The following is a 16,035-nucleotide window of genomic DNA, read 5'->3' as shown; positions in this document are numbered from 1 at the left end:
TTCCTCCCTAGGCGCTTTTGGTCGCTTGAACGGGCGACTCTTCAATAGGTGTGGCGGATGTTTTAACGGTCTGAGGTTTGGCTTGTTTCTCATAGAGGAAACGCAGCACCGACTGACGGTATTTCTGATAACGCGTATCGTCGGCTAATTCGACTCGGTTCCTTGGTCTGTCTAGTTCCACGCTCAATACTTCTCCGATGGTGGCCGCCGGACCGTTGGTCATCATTACGATTCGATCCGACAGCAACACAGCCTCGTCCACATCGTGCGTAATCATGATCACCGTGGTATTCAAGTCTGCATGAATCGCCATCAGCGCATCCTGAAGATGTGCCCTAGTCAAGGCATCCAAAGCGCCAAAGGGTTCATCCATCAGCAGCACTTTGGGTTTGAGTGCCAACGCACGTGCTATACCGACACGTTGCTTCATACCACCAGATATCTCACTCGGCTTTTTATCGCTCGCGTGGGTCATCTGCACCAAATCGAGATAGTGCGATACCTGTTCTCTCACCCAGGTTTTGCTTTTTCCGGTTGCTATCTGTTTGATCGCCAGTTCGACGTTCTGATAGACCGACAGCCAGGGCAACAAAGAGTGGTTTTGAAACACCACTGCCCGCTCTGGTCCCGGTCCATCCACTTCGCGTCCATCCAATATCACACCGCCATCTGTTGGGTCGTATAACCCGGCGACCAAATTCAATACGGTGGATTTACCGCAGCCAGAATGCCCAATCAGAGAGATAAACTCCCCTTCCTTAATGGTTAAATCGACGTTTTTTAACGCCACGAACTCACCCTTGGGTGTTGGAAATCGCATGCCTAACTGCGTCAGGTTTAAAAAAGTTTTTGTCATAAGGTTTTCTTCCTATCGCAGTGTCTGGTTTTTATCCCAAGAGACCCACTTCTGCAGTGCGAGCATGCCTCGGTCGAGCAGTAATCCAATGAATCCGATGGTGATCACCGCCACCATAATGCGCCCCAGAGAGGCAGAGCTGCCATTCTGGAATTCATCCCAGACGAATTTCCCTAAGCCGGGGTTTTGCGCCAGCATCTCTGCCGCGATCAGCACCATCCATGCAATACCCAGCGACAACCGAAGACCGGTAAAAATCATCGGAATAGAAGAAGGGAGCACAATGGTCCAGATGTGTCGCCACCAAGAAAGTCGCAATACTCGGCTGACGTTCACCAGATCTTTATCGACACTGGTCACTCCGACAGCGGTATTGATCAACGTGGGCCAGAGGCTACACAGCGCAACGGTCAACAAAGAGTTCACAAATGATTTCGCCACCAGCGGATCAGCACTCACGTAGGTCGCACTCACCACCATGGTGACAATTGGCAGCCAAGCCAGAGGAGAAACGGGCTTGAGCAATTGGATCACCGGATTGAACGCCTGATACAAGCCATGATTTAACCCCAAAACAATCCCGGCTGGGATAGCGATTAATGACGCCAGCAAAAAACCACACGCCACGGTAAACAAGCTGGTCAGGATCTGATCAAAGAAGGTTGGCTTACCTGTGTAAGGTCGAATTTTTACTTTGGCGTTCGGATCTTTAGCCAGCTTGGCTGCGTTGCGTTTTTCCTGACGCTCAATAAACGCCACTTCTTTATCTCGCTCTTCAAAGTGTTCAGAAACCAGATTTCCGAACTGCTGAGCGGTTTGAACGGGACCCGGCAACACACCCAAAGAGGTCTGAACCTGACGCGCTGACAGGTGCCACATCATCAGGAACAGCAGAATCCCCAGCAAGGGCAGCACAAGTGCCCTGCTGTGGTTGGCGACTTTTGCCCTATCAGGAAAAAGGGCAAAGACATTATTTCTCGCCAATTTGGTGTCCATATCAGATCTCCTCTGATCCTTTCAGACCAATGCTGAATTTTTTCAGATATGCGTTGGGCTGCTTGCCGTCATACACCACGTCGTCGATAAAGTGTGTCTGCGGATCGCGATACCCATCTTCCGTGTTGAAATCTGGAAAATCGCTGGCTTTGAGTATCCCGTCTTCAATTAAGGATTCTGCCGCCTGCTGATAGATATCAGGTCGATAGACTTTTTTGGCAATATTGGCGTACCAGTCGTCCGGTTTTTCTGATGGAATCTGTCCCCAACGGCGCATCTGAGTCAGATACCAGATGGCATCGCTGTAGTAGGGGTAGGTGGCGTTATAACGGAAGAATACGTTGAAATCGGGCACAGAACGTTTGTCTCCTTTTTCGTATTCAAACGTGCCCGTCATGCTATTGGCAATCACGTCCGCATCCGCACCTACGTAGTGGCTTTTCGCCAGTATTTTTACGGCTTCCATACGGTTGGCATTTTGCTTTTCATCCAGCCAGTGCGCGGCACGAATCATGGCTTTCACCACACGGATATGGGTGTTCGGGTATTTCTTTGCCCAGGCAGCCGACACACCGAAAACTTTTTCTGGGTTGTTTTTCCATATCTCGTAATCGGTCACCACTGGCACCCCAATTCCTTTGAATACGGCTTGCTGGTTCCACGGTTCACCAACGCAGTACCCTTTGATGGTTCCGGCTTCCATAGTGGCGGGCATTTGCGGTGGAGGGGTTACGCTGAGCAACACATCCGCCTCCACCTGCCCACTGTTATCACCGGTTTTCGGCGCGTAATAGCCAGGATGAATGCCTCCCGCCGCTAACCAGTAACGTAGTTCGTAGTTGTGTGTCGAAACCGGGAATACCATGCCCATGTTGAAAGGCTTGCCTTTGTCGAGATAACTATCGACCACAGGTTTGAGTGCGTCTGCCTTAATTGGGTGAACAGGTTTTCCGTCGGCTTGTTTTTCCAGATTAGGCTTCATCTGCGCCCAGATGTCGTTGGATACCGTGATGGCGTTACCGTTGAGGTCCATGCTGAATGCGGTGATTACGTCCGCTTGTGTTCCAATCCCTATGGTGGCACCCAGTGGCTGACCTGCCAGCATGTGTGCGCCGTCTAATTCGCCGTCAATCACCCGGTCGAGCAAAACCTTCCAGTTCGCTTGTGCCTCCAGCGTGACGTACAGCCCTTCATCCTCAAAAAAACCTTTTTCATAGGCGACCGCCAGCGGTGCCATATCGGTGAGTTTGATGAACCCAAATTTCAGGTCTTCAAGTTCAGGCTCTCCAACTTCGGCTAATGCCGAGTTCGACCCCAGCAGTACAGCCAGCGCAAGGCTTTTTAGGGCACGGCTTTTAAGAGAAAGGCTTGCCATGCGATTTCTCACGGCATTCCATTTTTCTATTGTCTTATTGGCAATGGTTTTCCGACATTTCATTGAACACTCCTGTTCCATAACTTCCTAAGTTTCAAATTCCAAATTTCAAATTTCAAAAAAAAGGCGCGGCTGCACAGAAAGTGCAGTCGCGCCGTTGCTTAGCAGAAACCACCGCCATTGATGGTTATTGGAGCTGAGCTCCTTTATCGTTGTTATTAATACTTCAAGTTGTGTGCCAGTTTTTCAGTTATTAAAAATCAATAAGTTATCTTTAATTGAATCCAACACTCTTAGCTGGATGCCGCCTTATTGTGCACAGTGCACCAATTCAATCCCTAGCTGATCGAATCGAAGGTGAGCATCAGGTTTTTGGCGACCTGCCCAATGGGCTGGCTGGATTTCATCGCGGAATTTCGCAGCGCCTTGTACGCCTCTTCTTCATCAATATGATGCATCTTCATCAACGTACCTTTGGCTTTTTCGATCCACTTTCTGTCGTCGAGTTTCTGCGTCAACGCCTGTACTTCTTTCTCAATTGCCAACATGTTGTCGCGAAGTCTGGTGGCATGTTCCAGCCAGATGTTGAGATCGTAATCTCCCCGAAAAGGAAGAATCACGTACTGATTTGCGTGAGGAAAATCCTTGATGCTACCTTTGTGAAGGTCACCGACCATAACCACCAGCGGGCATTTGCAACCCACGGCAAAATCGATCAGCAGCTTAAGCTCTGCCGTCGGTTGCGACCAGGAGACCACCATCACTGAAGATTGAGGATCCGTCAGCATGCCTTCCACCTGAATAAGCTGGCAGCCTATGATGTTGTCATAGTGCAACGCCAGCTGCCCACTCAGTTGAGCTTGCTGTTCCAGACTGTCGCTGCATACGATAACCATTTGATCCTTCATAGTTTCTCCTTTTCATCACTTCGGTATTCTTCCAACCGATGTGATTCTCTTATCCCAATTCAGGTTAAGTATTCTTTCCAGTAACGGATTGCGTTGGCTTCAGCCCGCTCTTTATTTCCTAGAATGGTGTATAACGCGGCCATCATCGTCCCCACCACACCGTAAGACATGGCTTCCAGATCGGCTTCTTGTGTACCGACCACACAAGACTTAGCGACAGGGATGTCGCATGAGGTCATTTCCTCCCAATACTGAGATTCCAGATTCTCATTTGCTTCCCAAACGGTTTGGCTCACTTTGGGATTGAACTCGGTTTCACCTGCCACGCCTTTAAAAGACAAAACTCTAAGCGAGTCCGCCGAGGCAATTTTCTCTATTCTGGCGTGCAGTTCGGAATAACTGGGATGGAAGCTGCCACGCAAACCATAGGGCAGTAACCCGGGGTTTAGCCCGCGTACCATGGTGTTGATTGGCGTTCTGACTCCGTATCGTTTACTCCAGCTCAGCAATTTCACAATTTCCGGGCAATGAGCTTCCAAAGGGAGGTAGGCGATGCCTTCAGCATCAATGACTTGTTGTGCCTGATCATAGCTGCTTACGCACTCGATACCGACGGCCGAAAGAAAGGTTTCAGCGTGGGTTTTGTTGGCAAGATGACGTTGGGCATGTCCGTGCAGTAGTATCTTGTAGCCATTGCTGGCTAGAATTTTAGCTGCCACCAGATGCCAGGGTTTGTCGGTACTTTTATTCTCATAAATCCGCTTTCCTGCGTACAAAGGCCAGTCCAGATCAGCATTGATGCCACTAAACCGAGCCCTGAACGCGCGCACAAAACCCCCAACCTCTTCTGCGGTTTCATTGTTCACCCGCATTAGCACCAAAATCATCGCTAACTGATCGTCTCCGACGTTGCCAGCTAACCACTCTGTCATTAACTCGAACGCTTCATCCTCCGTAAGAGATCTTTTTCCACGTTCGCCTTTTCCAAGAGCCCTGATACATTGCACCGCGATAGACATAACTGCTTCCTTCGAATACGCCACTTGATGAATATCTCACTATACAGAAAACACAGCTGTCTGCGAGAGCAAAGCATGAATCTTCGATCTGATTGTCACCACTTCCCCTAAAATCATAAGTGCTGGACTCATTCCTTTTAGCGCGCTGGCTTTTTCCATCATGTCTTTAAGCTCAAATGTATGGATCTGTTCTTCATCGCTGCAGCCTTTGATCACGATGGCAACAGGCGTGTTGCCACTTAGTCCGTTTTCCATCAGCCCTTGTTGGATGTCCTGTGCTTTTTCCAATCCCATGTAAAACACCAGAGTCTGCCCGCTTTGAACCAGACCACTCCACGAAGGAAGCGCACCCGTGACCACATTCCCTGTGACCAGGGTGACACTTCGAGACACCCCACGGTGAGTGAGTGGGATAAGGGAACGGGATGCACAGCCGATGGCGGCGGTGATCCCCGGAATCACTTCGAAAGGAATTTGGTATTTTGCTAGTTCAAGGGCTTCTTCACCGCCCCGACCAAAAATAAACGGATCGCCCCCTTTTAATCTCACGACCTGTTTGCCTTCCCTGGCTAACCGGACGAGCAACCCGTTTATCGCTTCTTGCTTCATGCTTGGCTGACCGCAACGTTTTCCAACGTAGATGGTCTCCACCTCGCTATCCGCAATGCTCAGAATGTCTTGATTAATTAACCGGTCATACACCAGTACCTGTGCATCCCGGATGGCTTTAAACGCCTTGATGGTCAATAATTCTGGATCGTTGGGACCGCAGCCAATGAGTTTCACCTCACCTAAACTGCGCCCGCCTTCTGAATATCGACGAGAACCAGACTCCCCTTTGCGAACAAGAGTAATGGTGCCTTTGTTGCCTGCGCTGGAAGACGGGCTTCGAAAGTGTGTCGCGTTCTGTTTTGTCATCCTTGAATACTCTCTCGAATTACTTGATATAAATGATGTTCTGTTCAAGTGTTTTATTGAGTTCAGGAATACAGGAGCCGCAGTTGGTTCCGCATTTCAGTAACGCTTGAAGCTGATTCAGGCTATGAATATCGTGCTGCTCGATCGCCTGTTTGATTTGAGTGTCGGTGACTCGAAAGCAACTGCAAATCAGGTTGCCCTGCTTCGTTCCTGACAGTGCCTGAGAGATTTTCCGAATATCGAGCGCTTCACCGAGCATGCTGCTCAGTTCGTTTGTGTCCAGTGACCACGGCTTGTCGCTCACCACCGTCAGAGTACCCACCACAAACTGTTTTTCAGAGGCTTCAAATCCGCCGGATATTGCGCACCAACCGTTAGGAAGATCTAAAATCAAATATCCCTGATGGGTGTCTGGTTCCGTTGGTTTAAGGCAAGGTGATGGGGTGCAATACCGCCATACCGTACTTTTGCTTAATCGCTGACAAGATGCATACAGCGGACGAATGCCCAAACTCGACAGTAAAGTAGGTTCACGGCTACTGCGTTGGAGGTGGGTGACATAGCTGCCTACTTTGATCGGGCTTAGTTCAATAGGTTGCGATTTAAACGCAGGCTGACCCGAAAGCGGATCCACCACCGAATCCACCACTCGGTTTATCTGGCTTTGGCTGTCTTGTAGACCACTGTATTCACCTGCCCAGTGCATACTCATAAAGACCTGTTTATTGCTCAGCCCCTTATCCCATTTCGTTTTGGCATACACGGTAGCTGGCTGAGAGAGCGCAGGCTGCTGGATTTGAATGAGTTCCCCTTCGCTCATTCCCAGCATTTGCCCGCTTAATGGATTGAGATATAAAGTCGGTTCCGGATCTAACTCAGACAGGTGCTCAATATGACCAGTACGGGTCATGGTGTGCCATTGATCGCGGTGTCTGCCAGTATTCAGCCACCAGCTGACTTCCTGCTCTTTGGTTGTTTTTTCCTTGGTAACTTTATCCTCGGTAGCTTTATCCTTGGTAGCCTTAACTTCGGTAGCTTTATCCTTGGCAACAACGAAGTTCGCCCTGCCATCTGCCGTGCTAAAGCGGCCATTTCGATAAGGTGCGTCACTTTCTCCTAACGGCCATCGGGCTGGCGCCCATGACTGATATTCTTCATCGGTCATGTCCATTAGCTCTGATAAGTTCAGAAGCAATGAGGTATCTCGATTAATGCCAGTCATCCGAGCGTATTCGCGAAACACATCGGCTTCGGTTTCAAAATCGAATCCGCTTTCTACGCCCATTTTCTCGCAAAGCGCTCTGCCAACAGCGGATACGGTTTCCCAATCTGGCTTGGCTTCACCTGGCGGCGAAATAAAACGTCTTTGCCTTGAAATGCAGCGCTCAGAATTGGTCACCATACCTTGCTTCTCACCCCACCCTGCTGCGGGCAGTAAGACATTGGCATAGTGGGCAATGTCGCTGTCGGCGGTAATGTCTGACACGATCACCATGTCGCATTGAGTGAGTGCCCGACGCACTTTGTCGGCATCTGGCATCGACACTACAGGGTTGGTCGCCATAATCCAGATGACTTTGACTTTCCCTTTTTCAACCGCATCGAACAAGTCGACCGCTTTCAATCCCGGTTTGGTTGCCATATTGGGCGCTTGCCAAAACGCTTCCACGGCGTTTACCGCGGCTTCATCGAACCCTCTGTGCACCGCCAGCATGTTTGCCAGACCTCCTACTTCTCTTCCCCCCATGGCATTTGGCTGACCCGTGATTGAAAACGGTCCACTGCCCGTTTTTCCGATTTTTCCCGTGAGTAAATGGGCGTTGATGATGCTGTTGGCTTTATCGACGCCTTGCTCTGACTGGTTGATGCCCTGACAAAACACCGTAATGGCAGTCGGTGACAAGGCAAACCATTGATAAAAAGTGCGAAGCGGTCCGACATCCAGACCCAGCGTCTGCGCCACATTCAGAAGCTCGTATTCTGGCTGCATCAGGTGTTCAGACAATCCATCAAACCCGTTGGTACTGGCTTCGATAAACTCAGAGTCGATATGACCGTTGTCTAAACAGAATCGCATCAACCCGTTATACAGCGTGATGTCGCCATCGTTATCTAACGCTAAGTGAAGATCCGCTTGTTCTGCGGTCACGGTTTTTCTTGGATCGAGCACCACCAGCCTCAAGTGGGGGTTTTGCTCTCTGGCTTGCTGGATTTGACGGAAAATAACAGGGTGCGTCCAGGCGGTATTCGCTCCCGTAATCACGATCAAATCGGTTTTCAATAAGTCGTCGTAATTGACGGGCACTACATCTTCCCCGAAAGCACGAATGTGCGCCGCCACCGCTGAAGACATACAAAGTCTGGAGTTGGTATCTATGTTGGTGCTGCCCACGTACCCTTTCATGAGTTTGTTGGCAACGTAATAATCTTCTGTGAGTATCTGACCAGACACGTACATCGCAACCGAATCTGGTCCGTATTTATTTATGGTTTCAAATAGCTTTTGAGAAATGGAATCAACCGCGTCATACCAGGAAACGGTTTCCCCGCCAACCCTCGGGTATAAAAGCCGTGAAGGCATATTCAGGCTTTCTTTCAGGGCTGCACCTTTTACGCACAACGCCCCTTTGTTTGCTGGGTGTGACTCGTCGCCTTTAATCTCGCTTTGAGTCACTTTGACACCACACCCAACCCCGCAATATGGGCAGGTAGACTGAATTTCACATTTCGACATGCTGCTTCCCTTGGTTACTTCTTTAGTTTCTTCTTATCTGGCAAAAAAATGCGCCCAACCAGCCGAAGCTGGAAAGGCGCCATTGCCTGTGACGTTGCGTAATATTTGAAACCCAAGTACCTCACATCGGGTCGCTTCCATACGGTGATGCGAGGCAAACAGATAACAGCAAAGTTCAAGCCAACATTTAAACCTCTTATTATTTAATGAGTTAACAAATTGGCGCTTGAAGCAGGTGCACTATCTCTGAGCAAATAACCCCAAATTAGTGCGCAATCCCCGTGTGCGGATACGGTTCACATTACGATTCATAAGGTGGCGGAGAACATACCGAAACAAAACCCGTTTGATGCCAGACAGGTTACTGCCGTATTCGGCATAGAAGGTATCGGGATGCGTATAAACCCCAAAGTCGTCCGCTATGCCCTCTTTCTGGATATAGGTGTTGTTGCCATTCCATTCAATTGCCGGATTTTTCAGGCACGGCGTTGCTATTCCATAAGCGCTGAACTCATCGCACTGGTCTTTGAAGCGTGTCTGCACCTGAGAAAGATAGGGCTTATCTATGATGTATCCCTCAACTTCCAGCCATTGATTATCAAACCAGACTTCGACCCAGCTATGTATGATTCGCTCAGGAGCAATGGGGAAAATGTAACTTGGGATCGCACCTTTTTGCAGTTGGTTGTAGATGGTAAATCCGTGAAACCGAGTATGGACACCAACCCCTCTTAGTAACGCCATCAGTAGCGTCCCTTTGGTATTGCACTGTCCGTAGCCATCTTTAAGCACTTGGCTGGCGGGAAGAGTGTCGTCCAGGTTGTATCCAAAGGTGATATCGTCGCGCACAAAATTGTAGATAGACTTGATGGCGTTGAAGGGAGAAAGAGTTCGCCAGCCTTTTTCTTCAATCAGCTTTTGAATAGTAGGGTGGTTAAAATCCACCATGGTGGTGGGTTCAAGGTATTGAGTGAAATCGTTATTCATATTGCCTCCTGCGATTTGATGGCTTCAGGTTACGAAATCATCGACAGAAGAAATTGAATAAACTGGCTATGACGGTTCTAAAAGTTTGATCGCTTCGCGAATGGTAAGCCCAAAATGCTGTTTGAACGTTCGGCTTAGATGAGCACTGTCGGCAAACCCCGACATATACGCCGACTCAGTGGCGCTCTTGCCTGATTTCAGCATACCAATGGCACAGAGCAGACGACGCCAGAGCAAATAAGGACGCCACGCAATGCCCATATTCTCTTTGAACAGATGAAGGAAGCGGCTTTCGGAAAGCACCAGGTCTTGTGCAATATCACTCGCTCGCCAGTGATCCGGTTTAACGCATACTTGCCCAAAACACTGATTGAGCCTCTCCAGTAACTTGAGTATTCGGTTATCAAGCTGAACATATTCTGCTTTCGTATTCAGATGAGACATATCGAATGGCAATGATTGCCGCTCAAGCCAATCGGATACCAAGACAAATTGTTGGTCTATGTTGGTATGGCAGGGCAAGTCACCGAGCGAAATGCAGGTTTCGCTATCAAGAAGGCGAAGTAAGACTTCCCCTAACGTGGACTCCGGTTCGATCAACCAGACCCATCCGGCTTCCAGTTCTAATTGATGAAGGACATTAGGCGCTAATAAAGAAGCGCCACGGATAGTAGCGCTTTCAGTGATAAGTTCAGCATCACCGTCTGAGATGGTGAGCTGAATTGCGTGGTGGCGATGGTTGTTTGCTTCTAACGCCTGACTGTAGCTCGCAAACAACCCTGGTTGCAACCTTAAGTTAGCTGGCATTTGATGTGATCATCAACTTAATACCGAAGTACCCAAATAAGGTGCCAGCGGCGCGTTTTGTCCAGCGAACAATGGTTTCACTCTGTTGAACCTTGGTGCTGACTTTGGCAGAAGTCCAGGACAAAAACAGCAGCCACAACATGCCATTGAAATTAAACACTACGCCTAGAATTAAGAATGCCAGAGCCTTGCTGTCACTTTCCGCCGAAATAAACTGAGGAACAAAAGCGAGGAAGAAAAGGGCAACTTTCGGGTTGAGGACGTTGGTGAGAAAACCTTGAAGAAAAATGCTTTTTAACGGCGCTTTTTTGAATTCTACTTTTTCGCCAGATTCGGAAGAAGATGACTTGGAGAGCAGCATGGTGGCTGCCATGTAAAGCAGGTACAACCCACCAATAATTTTGACCACGGTAAACGCCATGGTAGAGGTTGCCAGCAGAGCCAAAAGCCCAAACGCCGCCGCAAATATGTGGAACAGCGTACCCGCCCCGATACCTGCGCCAGCGACCACCCCGGCTTTCATTCCTTGAGTGGCACTTCTGCCCATGACATATAACGAATCCGGACCGGGAATCAGGTTAAGCGCAATCCCTGAAACAACAAATAGCCAAAAGTTTTCAATGCCGAACATTCAAATTCCTTATTCTGAGTGGGTAAAGCGGAATTGTACTCCTGTGTGAATTAACTGAACATAAGAAAGAAGTCTAACTCACCTAGGGTCTGTTGACCTTTCGTGGTTAAGTTTTGTTCGAGTTCTATGTGTTTTAATCGCGGCGCAAGGTCTTTAGCTTAGTCGTTCTAAGCAAATACCTTGCAACAAAGAGTAAAGGGTATAGACCGGGGACGCCTAGTTGAACCCTTCGGGCAACATTTGTGGCTCCTTTCTACTGTGTTACCGCTTATTGATGTAGAGCGACTACACCGAATAAGCGCTGCCTTGTATAAAGAACCCACAAATGGCTGCAAAAATCATCTCGAAAGGTCAACAGACCCTAATACATAGGATTTTTTTCAAGACTCTTTCGAAGATCTTCTTTGTATTCTTCTTCAGACTGGTATCCAAACACTCGCCAATTTTGCTCGCTTTTAATGTGATAGCCATACACTAGAAGACCCAACCAATCACGACGGGTTCTTGCTATCATATTTTTCAGTTCTGCTCTGAAAGACGCCATAGTACTGCTCCTTATAAAACGCTCTTTCAGTATATTTTTCGAGCTTTTTCAAAAGAGTACTCATCTGCCGACTAGCAATACTTTCTGCTCAGTTTCACTCGAAATTTACAAATTTCGAATCGGTTTTCATTAATATAAAACGTGACTACAGATGAATTTCATTGGATGCGGTATGAAAGGTCACCTTGAACGCGTACCTCAAAGAATAGGCTTGTCATGGCGATACAAAAAAATTGTCGAGCCTTGCAAAGGTTCTGGCTGGCACCGACATGAGGAATATGAAATCGCCATCCATCGGCACTTTTCGGGTCAGTGTTTTGTGGATCACCACAACAGCGAGGTGTATCACAATCACATGATAATGCTGGCACCTAACATTCCTCATGCTGTTTATTCTTCCGATGAGAGCGGAAACGATCGATTTGAAACTCATGTGATTTGGTTCAAAAAAGAGTGGGTAGATCACCTTATTGCCAATTGTCATGAATTCATGCCCTTGAAGCACTTGCTTGCTGCTTCAAAGAAGGGAATTGTGTTTTCACCAGACACGGCAGAACAAGCCACGCTTATATTGACTGAACTAGAAAGTAAGAAACCGATCAATCAATTGATTTCGCTAATAAAAGTGTTTGAAGTTTTGCTGGCAGATAAAAACATACAACTTTTATTGCCCACCCCAGAAAATGAACCCGATCAGGATGATAAATTTACAGACAAGCTAAGAAAGACCGAATCTTACCTGCTGGCAAACTATCATCACCCCATTACGCTCAAGGCTCTCGCAGATCACCTCTACACCAGCGAAAGCAGCGTGAGGCGGCTGTTCCAGAAACATTACAACGAGAGCTTTTCTCAGCACCTGAAAAAGATTCGCTTAAACGTCGCCTGTGGATTATTGATGAATACTGACCTACCTATCCGAATCGTGATGGAGAAAGTAGGCTATGAGAATCAAGCCAACTTCAACCGGCAATTTAAGCAGTACAAACAAGTCACGCCACTTGAATATCGGAAGAAGGTGAAACCCTGGTCTAGGGGGGTGTAAGTCCGGGCGAGCGGATCAACGCCACTCGCCCTTAAACCATCAAGCTACAGCAACAGCTTCAATTTCAAACATCAATGGCGGCAATGCCAAACGTGTCACGCCCAATAAAGTCATTGGTGGCATTGCATTCGCGGGTCCCATTTTCGCGCCTAGCACGTCAAAGTGCTTCATGGCTTCATCCACGTCAGTGGTGTAAATTCGCAATTGAGTAATGTTGGAAAGCTGCATATCAGCCGCATTCAGAATGGCTTCCAGATTGCTCAATGCCAGCGTGATCTGACCTCGCATATCCCCCACATGCTGAGGATTACCTTCACCATCCACAGACGTTTGACCCGCACAGGTCAGTTGCCTTGTCGCCCCTTCAATCACCTCTCCCTGGTTGTAGCCAAGTGGTAGCGACCATGTCCACGGGTTTACTTGTGTGCGTTTCATCTCTTATATTCCCTTTCCATTAAGTGAATAATGAGCATACCGACACCCTACTGACAACATGGTGTCAGCAGTCTTGAATTAAGATGCAATTATTGAGCAGAGCAAGGAAGTAAAAATGAGGCGAGCGGACCGATTAATCAAGATTGTGCACTTTTTACGTAGCCGGAGAAGAGCAGTCACAGCAAAACAGATTGCCGAGGAATTTCAGATTTGCACCCGTACAGTGTATCGGGACATACAGGATCTCGTCGATTCTGGTGCGCCAATATCAGGGGAAGCAGGCGTGGGCTATATCATCGATAAAAAATACTACCTTCCACCTGTCACCTTCGATTCCGAGGAATTAGAAGCACTAGGCTTAGGCATAAGTATGGTCAGACAATGGACGGACGACCCTTTTGCGCTTAAAGCCATTAATGCACTGGAAAAAATTCAGGCGGTGCTGCCTGCTGACATGCAAGGCGAGTTCCAGCAAATCACCACCTACTCGATGCCAAGCGAAAACATGATTCCGTGGACAGTGAGCTTTTCTGATATTCGTGAATCCATTCGTGTACGACGTAAACTTGAAATCGAATACGTCGACGATAAGAAACAAGCTTCAACCCGAGCGATTCGTCCATTGGCACTAATATTCTTTAGCCCTGTCTGGCTGCTTGCGAGCTGGTGCGAGAAACGTGAAGATTTTCGTCATTTCCGCCTCGATCGTATTCAAGAAATGACATTGACAGAGCATTTTTTCGAAGACGACAAAGACAAAAATCTGGATGCGTACCGAGCGCAGGATAAGCGTTGCTAACACTTTGAATATCTGAGGGAGAAATATGAATACTGCGGAGTTTTGCCAATCGAATATTCTGGTGATTCCCGATGCCTTAGCCGGCATGGAGGATATTCGCTGTATTTGTCGGTATCAAGACGCGCAGATTTTCTATAAACAGCTGGCGGATGATCTGTTGAACGTTGAGTTTTACACCAACACCCCCTGCCTTATTTATATTCAGAGTGGTCGTGAAACCCTAACCAACAGCGACAACAGAACGACAGATTTACTGGCTGGATCGGCTATTTTTCTGCCAAGAGGCATCAACCTGCATTCCGATTACGTCAAAGAAACGGAAGATTTGAGAGCGTATCTGGTGTTTTTCTCTGACACCATCATTCGCCAATTCTTGAGCCAATCAAAACCGAGCCAAGCTTCTTTACCATCGCAAGACTCTTTAATACTGCCGAATGTGCCTGAGCTAGAGACGTTCTTCACTTCCTTTCAGAAAGACATCGATAACCCTGCCTATATTCAGCTAAAGCTTCAGGAACTGTTGCACCTTATTGAATGGAAAGACGGAAGTGGCACATTAACGTCACTGCTGTCTGCGAGCAACACGGACTCGCCTAAGCGCAATCTGCATCGGCTGCTCGACAATCAAGACGTTCTCAAACTGAAAGTTGCAGATTTAGCTAATCTCTCTGGCAGAAGCCTGTCTACTTTTAATCGCGATTTTAAGATGGCGTATGGCACCACCCCTCAAAAATGGCTACGTGATAAAAGGCTCTCTCACGCCAAAACCTTGCTGGAGACTCAACGCCTGAGTGTTACCGATGTGGCGATGGATGTCGGGTATTTGAATGTGTCTAACTTTATAAAAGCCTTTAAAAAGCGCTACGGGATCACACCCAAGCAAATAGATAGCGAGCAGTGACCGACTTTCGGTATTTTTGGCAGTGTGTAAGTAGTGACCACCAACAGAACCCATAAAATTTTCCTCAACTTACCATCCATGAGGAAAACAATATGAGTATTCGTGTTACTTTGAACTGCAAGGTAAAAGCCAATCAGTTTGCGGAACTACGCCCATTTTTAGAAGCGAACTTACCCAATGTTCGAGGGTTTAAAGGCAACAGAAAAGTCACTGTGTTGTTCGATGACGCATCTGGCGAAATGCTGCTAGATGAAGAGTGGGCAAGTGTGGAACATCATCAATCCTACATCGCCTTTATTTCAGAGAATGGGGTGTTAGCTCAGCTTCAATCCTTTCTAGCTTCTGCGCCGAACATTAAATATTTCAAAACACTAGATATTTGAGGGCGTCTTCCATAGCCACTCTGAAATGGAGTGGCTTATTGATCTGGTTGTGCTGATTTTTCCTCGAATGCTTCGAGTGCTTTGTTAATATGTTTCACTGACGCCCATGCTACACCATCGTTGAACATGTACCCTCCCATTAGCAGAAAAGTGACACCAATTGCGGCTAAACCTGGATTAAAGTCAGTAAAAATAGAATACAAAAATACTAGATTTAAAATTAAACCTGAAACAATCAGACAAAAACCGCTTGCCAGATTGTATAAGCACACGACGGTATCAAATTTAGAGAGACGAACTCGGTAAGACAGCCTATGAATACCTTGAATGTTTGGCAACGTCTTAACGGCTTTGGCTACATGTCTAAACGACACTTGTTCAGACACTCTTTCATTCAGGATAAGTGCGGCTTTCAACATCGGAAGACCAAGTTTAACTCCATGAATATTCCTAAAATACTCAATGTTTAATTCATCCTTAAAATGATCTTTAAGCTCAGGAATTAGGCCAGGATCAGCAATGGCGTTAGTGATAGATTCGCGACGTTGTTTCCTATTTGATTTATATAGATCCAATATATTAGGTAACTTAAAGACCGCTGAAATCGCAAGGATCACTACAATAACTAGGTAGTCTCCCTTTTGTAGTAATTCCACATATAAGTCCATCTAAACTCCTAATCTATTGATTTCAACAA

Annotated in this window: 17 protein-coding genes; 4 read left to right on the top strand and 13 right to left on the bottom strand. The window is 47.4% G+C overall.

Annotation, left to right across the window (positions count from 1 at the left end):
* Positions 1-7: 7 nt before the first annotated feature.
* The 11 genes from INR79_RS19800 to INR79_RS19750 form a co-directional block, all read right to left on the bottom strand.
* Entirely contained in the window at positions 8-856 is an 849-nt protein-coding gene (locus INR79_RS19800; protein ID WP_022560662.1) for an ABC transporter ATP-binding protein, read from the bottom strand.
* A gap of 12 nt (positions 857-868) precedes the next feature.
* A complete protein-coding gene (locus tag INR79_RS19795; protein WP_022560661.1) occupies positions 869-1,852 on the bottom strand; it encodes an ABC transporter permease in 984 nt (327 codons plus the stop codon).
* Position 1,853: 1 nt separating this feature from the next.
* Positions 1,854-3,290, bottom strand: a complete 1,437-nt coding sequence (locus INR79_RS19790) for a CmpA/NrtA family ABC transporter substrate-binding protein (RefSeq protein WP_410482912.1) — start codon at positions 3,288-3,290, stop codon at positions 1,854-1,856.
* Between the two features lie 275 nt (positions 3,291-3,565).
* On the bottom strand, positions 3,566-4,135 hold the full coding sequence (locus tag INR79_RS19785; RefSeq protein WP_022594173.1) for an ANTAR domain-containing response regulator: 570 nt from the start codon (positions 4,133-4,135) through the stop codon (positions 3,566-3,568).
* Positions 4,136-4,194: 59 nt separating this feature from the next.
* Positions 4,195-5,154, bottom strand: coding sequence for a glycosyl transferase family protein (locus tag INR79_RS19780; RefSeq protein WP_223099217.1), 960 nt, complete (start codon positions 5,152-5,154; stop codon positions 4,195-4,197).
* Positions 5,155-5,193: 39 nt separating this feature from the next.
* A complete protein-coding gene (gene cobA, locus INR79_RS19775; protein WP_223099215.1) occupies positions 5,194-6,072 on the bottom strand; it encodes a uroporphyrinogen-III C-methyltransferase in 879 nt (292 codons plus the stop codon).
* Between the two features lie 19 nt (positions 6,073-6,091).
* Complete coding sequence (locus INR79_RS19770; RefSeq protein WP_223099213.1) at positions 6,092-8,806, bottom strand: molybdopterin-dependent oxidoreductase; 2,715 nt, start codon at positions 8,804-8,806, stop codon at positions 6,092-6,094.
* A 240-nt stretch (positions 8,807-9,046) separates the two neighbouring features.
* Positions 9,047-9,793 (bottom strand): transglutaminase-like domain-containing protein, encoded by a 747-nt coding sequence (locus INR79_RS19765; protein ID WP_223099211.1) that lies wholly within the window; start codon positions 9,791-9,793, stop codon positions 9,047-9,049.
* A 66-nt stretch (positions 9,794-9,859) separates the two neighbouring features.
* Positions 9,860-10,600 carry a helix-turn-helix transcriptional regulator gene (locus tag INR79_RS19760; RefSeq protein ID WP_223099209.1) on the bottom strand — a complete coding sequence of 247 codons (741 nt, stop codon included), beginning with the start codon at positions 10,598-10,600 and terminating at the stop codon, positions 9,860-9,862.
* The gene (locus INR79_RS19755; RefSeq protein WP_223099207.1) at positions 10,590-11,231 is read right to left on the bottom strand and encodes a LysE family translocator; all 642 of its coding nucleotides are present in this window, start codon (positions 11,229-11,231) and stop codon (positions 10,590-10,592) included. The genes INR79_RS19760 and INR79_RS19755 overlap by 11 nt, the downstream gene beginning before the upstream one ends.
* Before the next feature lie 361 nt (positions 11,232-11,592).
* Complete coding sequence (locus INR79_RS19750; RefSeq protein WP_223099205.1) at positions 11,593-11,775, bottom strand: hypothetical protein; 183 nt, start codon at positions 11,773-11,775, stop codon at positions 11,593-11,595.
* A gap of 172 nt (positions 11,776-11,947) precedes the next feature.
* On the opposite strand from INR79_RS19750, the gene INR79_RS19745 reads away from it, so the two are divergent.
* A complete protein-coding gene (locus INR79_RS19745; protein WP_223099203.1) occupies positions 11,948-12,820 on the top strand; it encodes a helix-turn-helix transcriptional regulator in 873 nt (290 codons plus the stop codon).
* A gap of 39 nt (positions 12,821-12,859) precedes the next feature.
* Here INR79_RS19745 and INR79_RS19740 read toward each other — a convergent pair whose 3' ends face one another.
* Positions 12,860-13,255, bottom strand: a complete 396-nt coding sequence (locus INR79_RS19740; protein ID WP_022605313.1) for a RidA family protein — start codon at positions 13,253-13,255, stop codon at positions 12,860-12,862.
* 115 nt (positions 13,256-13,370) lie between these two features.
* Between INR79_RS19740 and INR79_RS19735 the strand changes: the two genes are divergently transcribed.
* The 3 genes from INR79_RS19735 to INR79_RS19725 all read left to right on the top strand — a co-directional run bounded on the left by INR79_RS19735 (position 13,371) and on the right by INR79_RS19725 (position 15,338).
* Positions 13,371-14,054, top strand: a complete 684-nt coding sequence (locus INR79_RS19735) for a helix-turn-helix transcriptional regulator (protein WP_004398278.1) — start codon at positions 13,371-13,373, stop codon at positions 14,052-14,054.
* A gap of 25 nt (positions 14,055-14,079) precedes the next feature.
* Complete coding sequence (locus tag INR79_RS19730; RefSeq protein ID WP_223099201.1) at positions 14,080-14,955, top strand: helix-turn-helix domain-containing protein; 876 nt, start codon at positions 14,080-14,082, stop codon at positions 14,953-14,955.
* Between the two features lie 92 nt (positions 14,956-15,047).
* Complete coding sequence (locus INR79_RS19725) at positions 15,048-15,338, top strand: putative quinol monooxygenase (RefSeq protein ID WP_223099199.1); 291 nt, start codon at positions 15,048-15,050, stop codon at positions 15,336-15,338.
* A gap of 35 nt (positions 15,339-15,373) precedes the next feature.
* Here INR79_RS19725 and INR79_RS19720 read toward each other — a convergent pair whose 3' ends face one another.
* Positions 15,374-16,006 (bottom strand): hypothetical protein, encoded by a 633-nt coding sequence (locus INR79_RS19720; protein WP_200768207.1) that lies wholly within the window; start codon positions 16,004-16,006, stop codon positions 15,374-15,376.
* Between the last annotated feature and the right edge of the window lie 29 nt (positions 16,007-16,035).

The sequence above is a fragment of the Vibrio sp. SCSIO 43132 genome (assembly GCF_019904195.1).
Lineage (GTDB): Bacteria > Pseudomonadota > Gammaproteobacteria > Enterobacterales > Vibrionaceae > Vibrio > Vibrio nigripulchritudo.
Note: the sequence above shows the minus strand (reverse complement) of the source record. Positions and strands in the feature narration are given on the sequence as shown.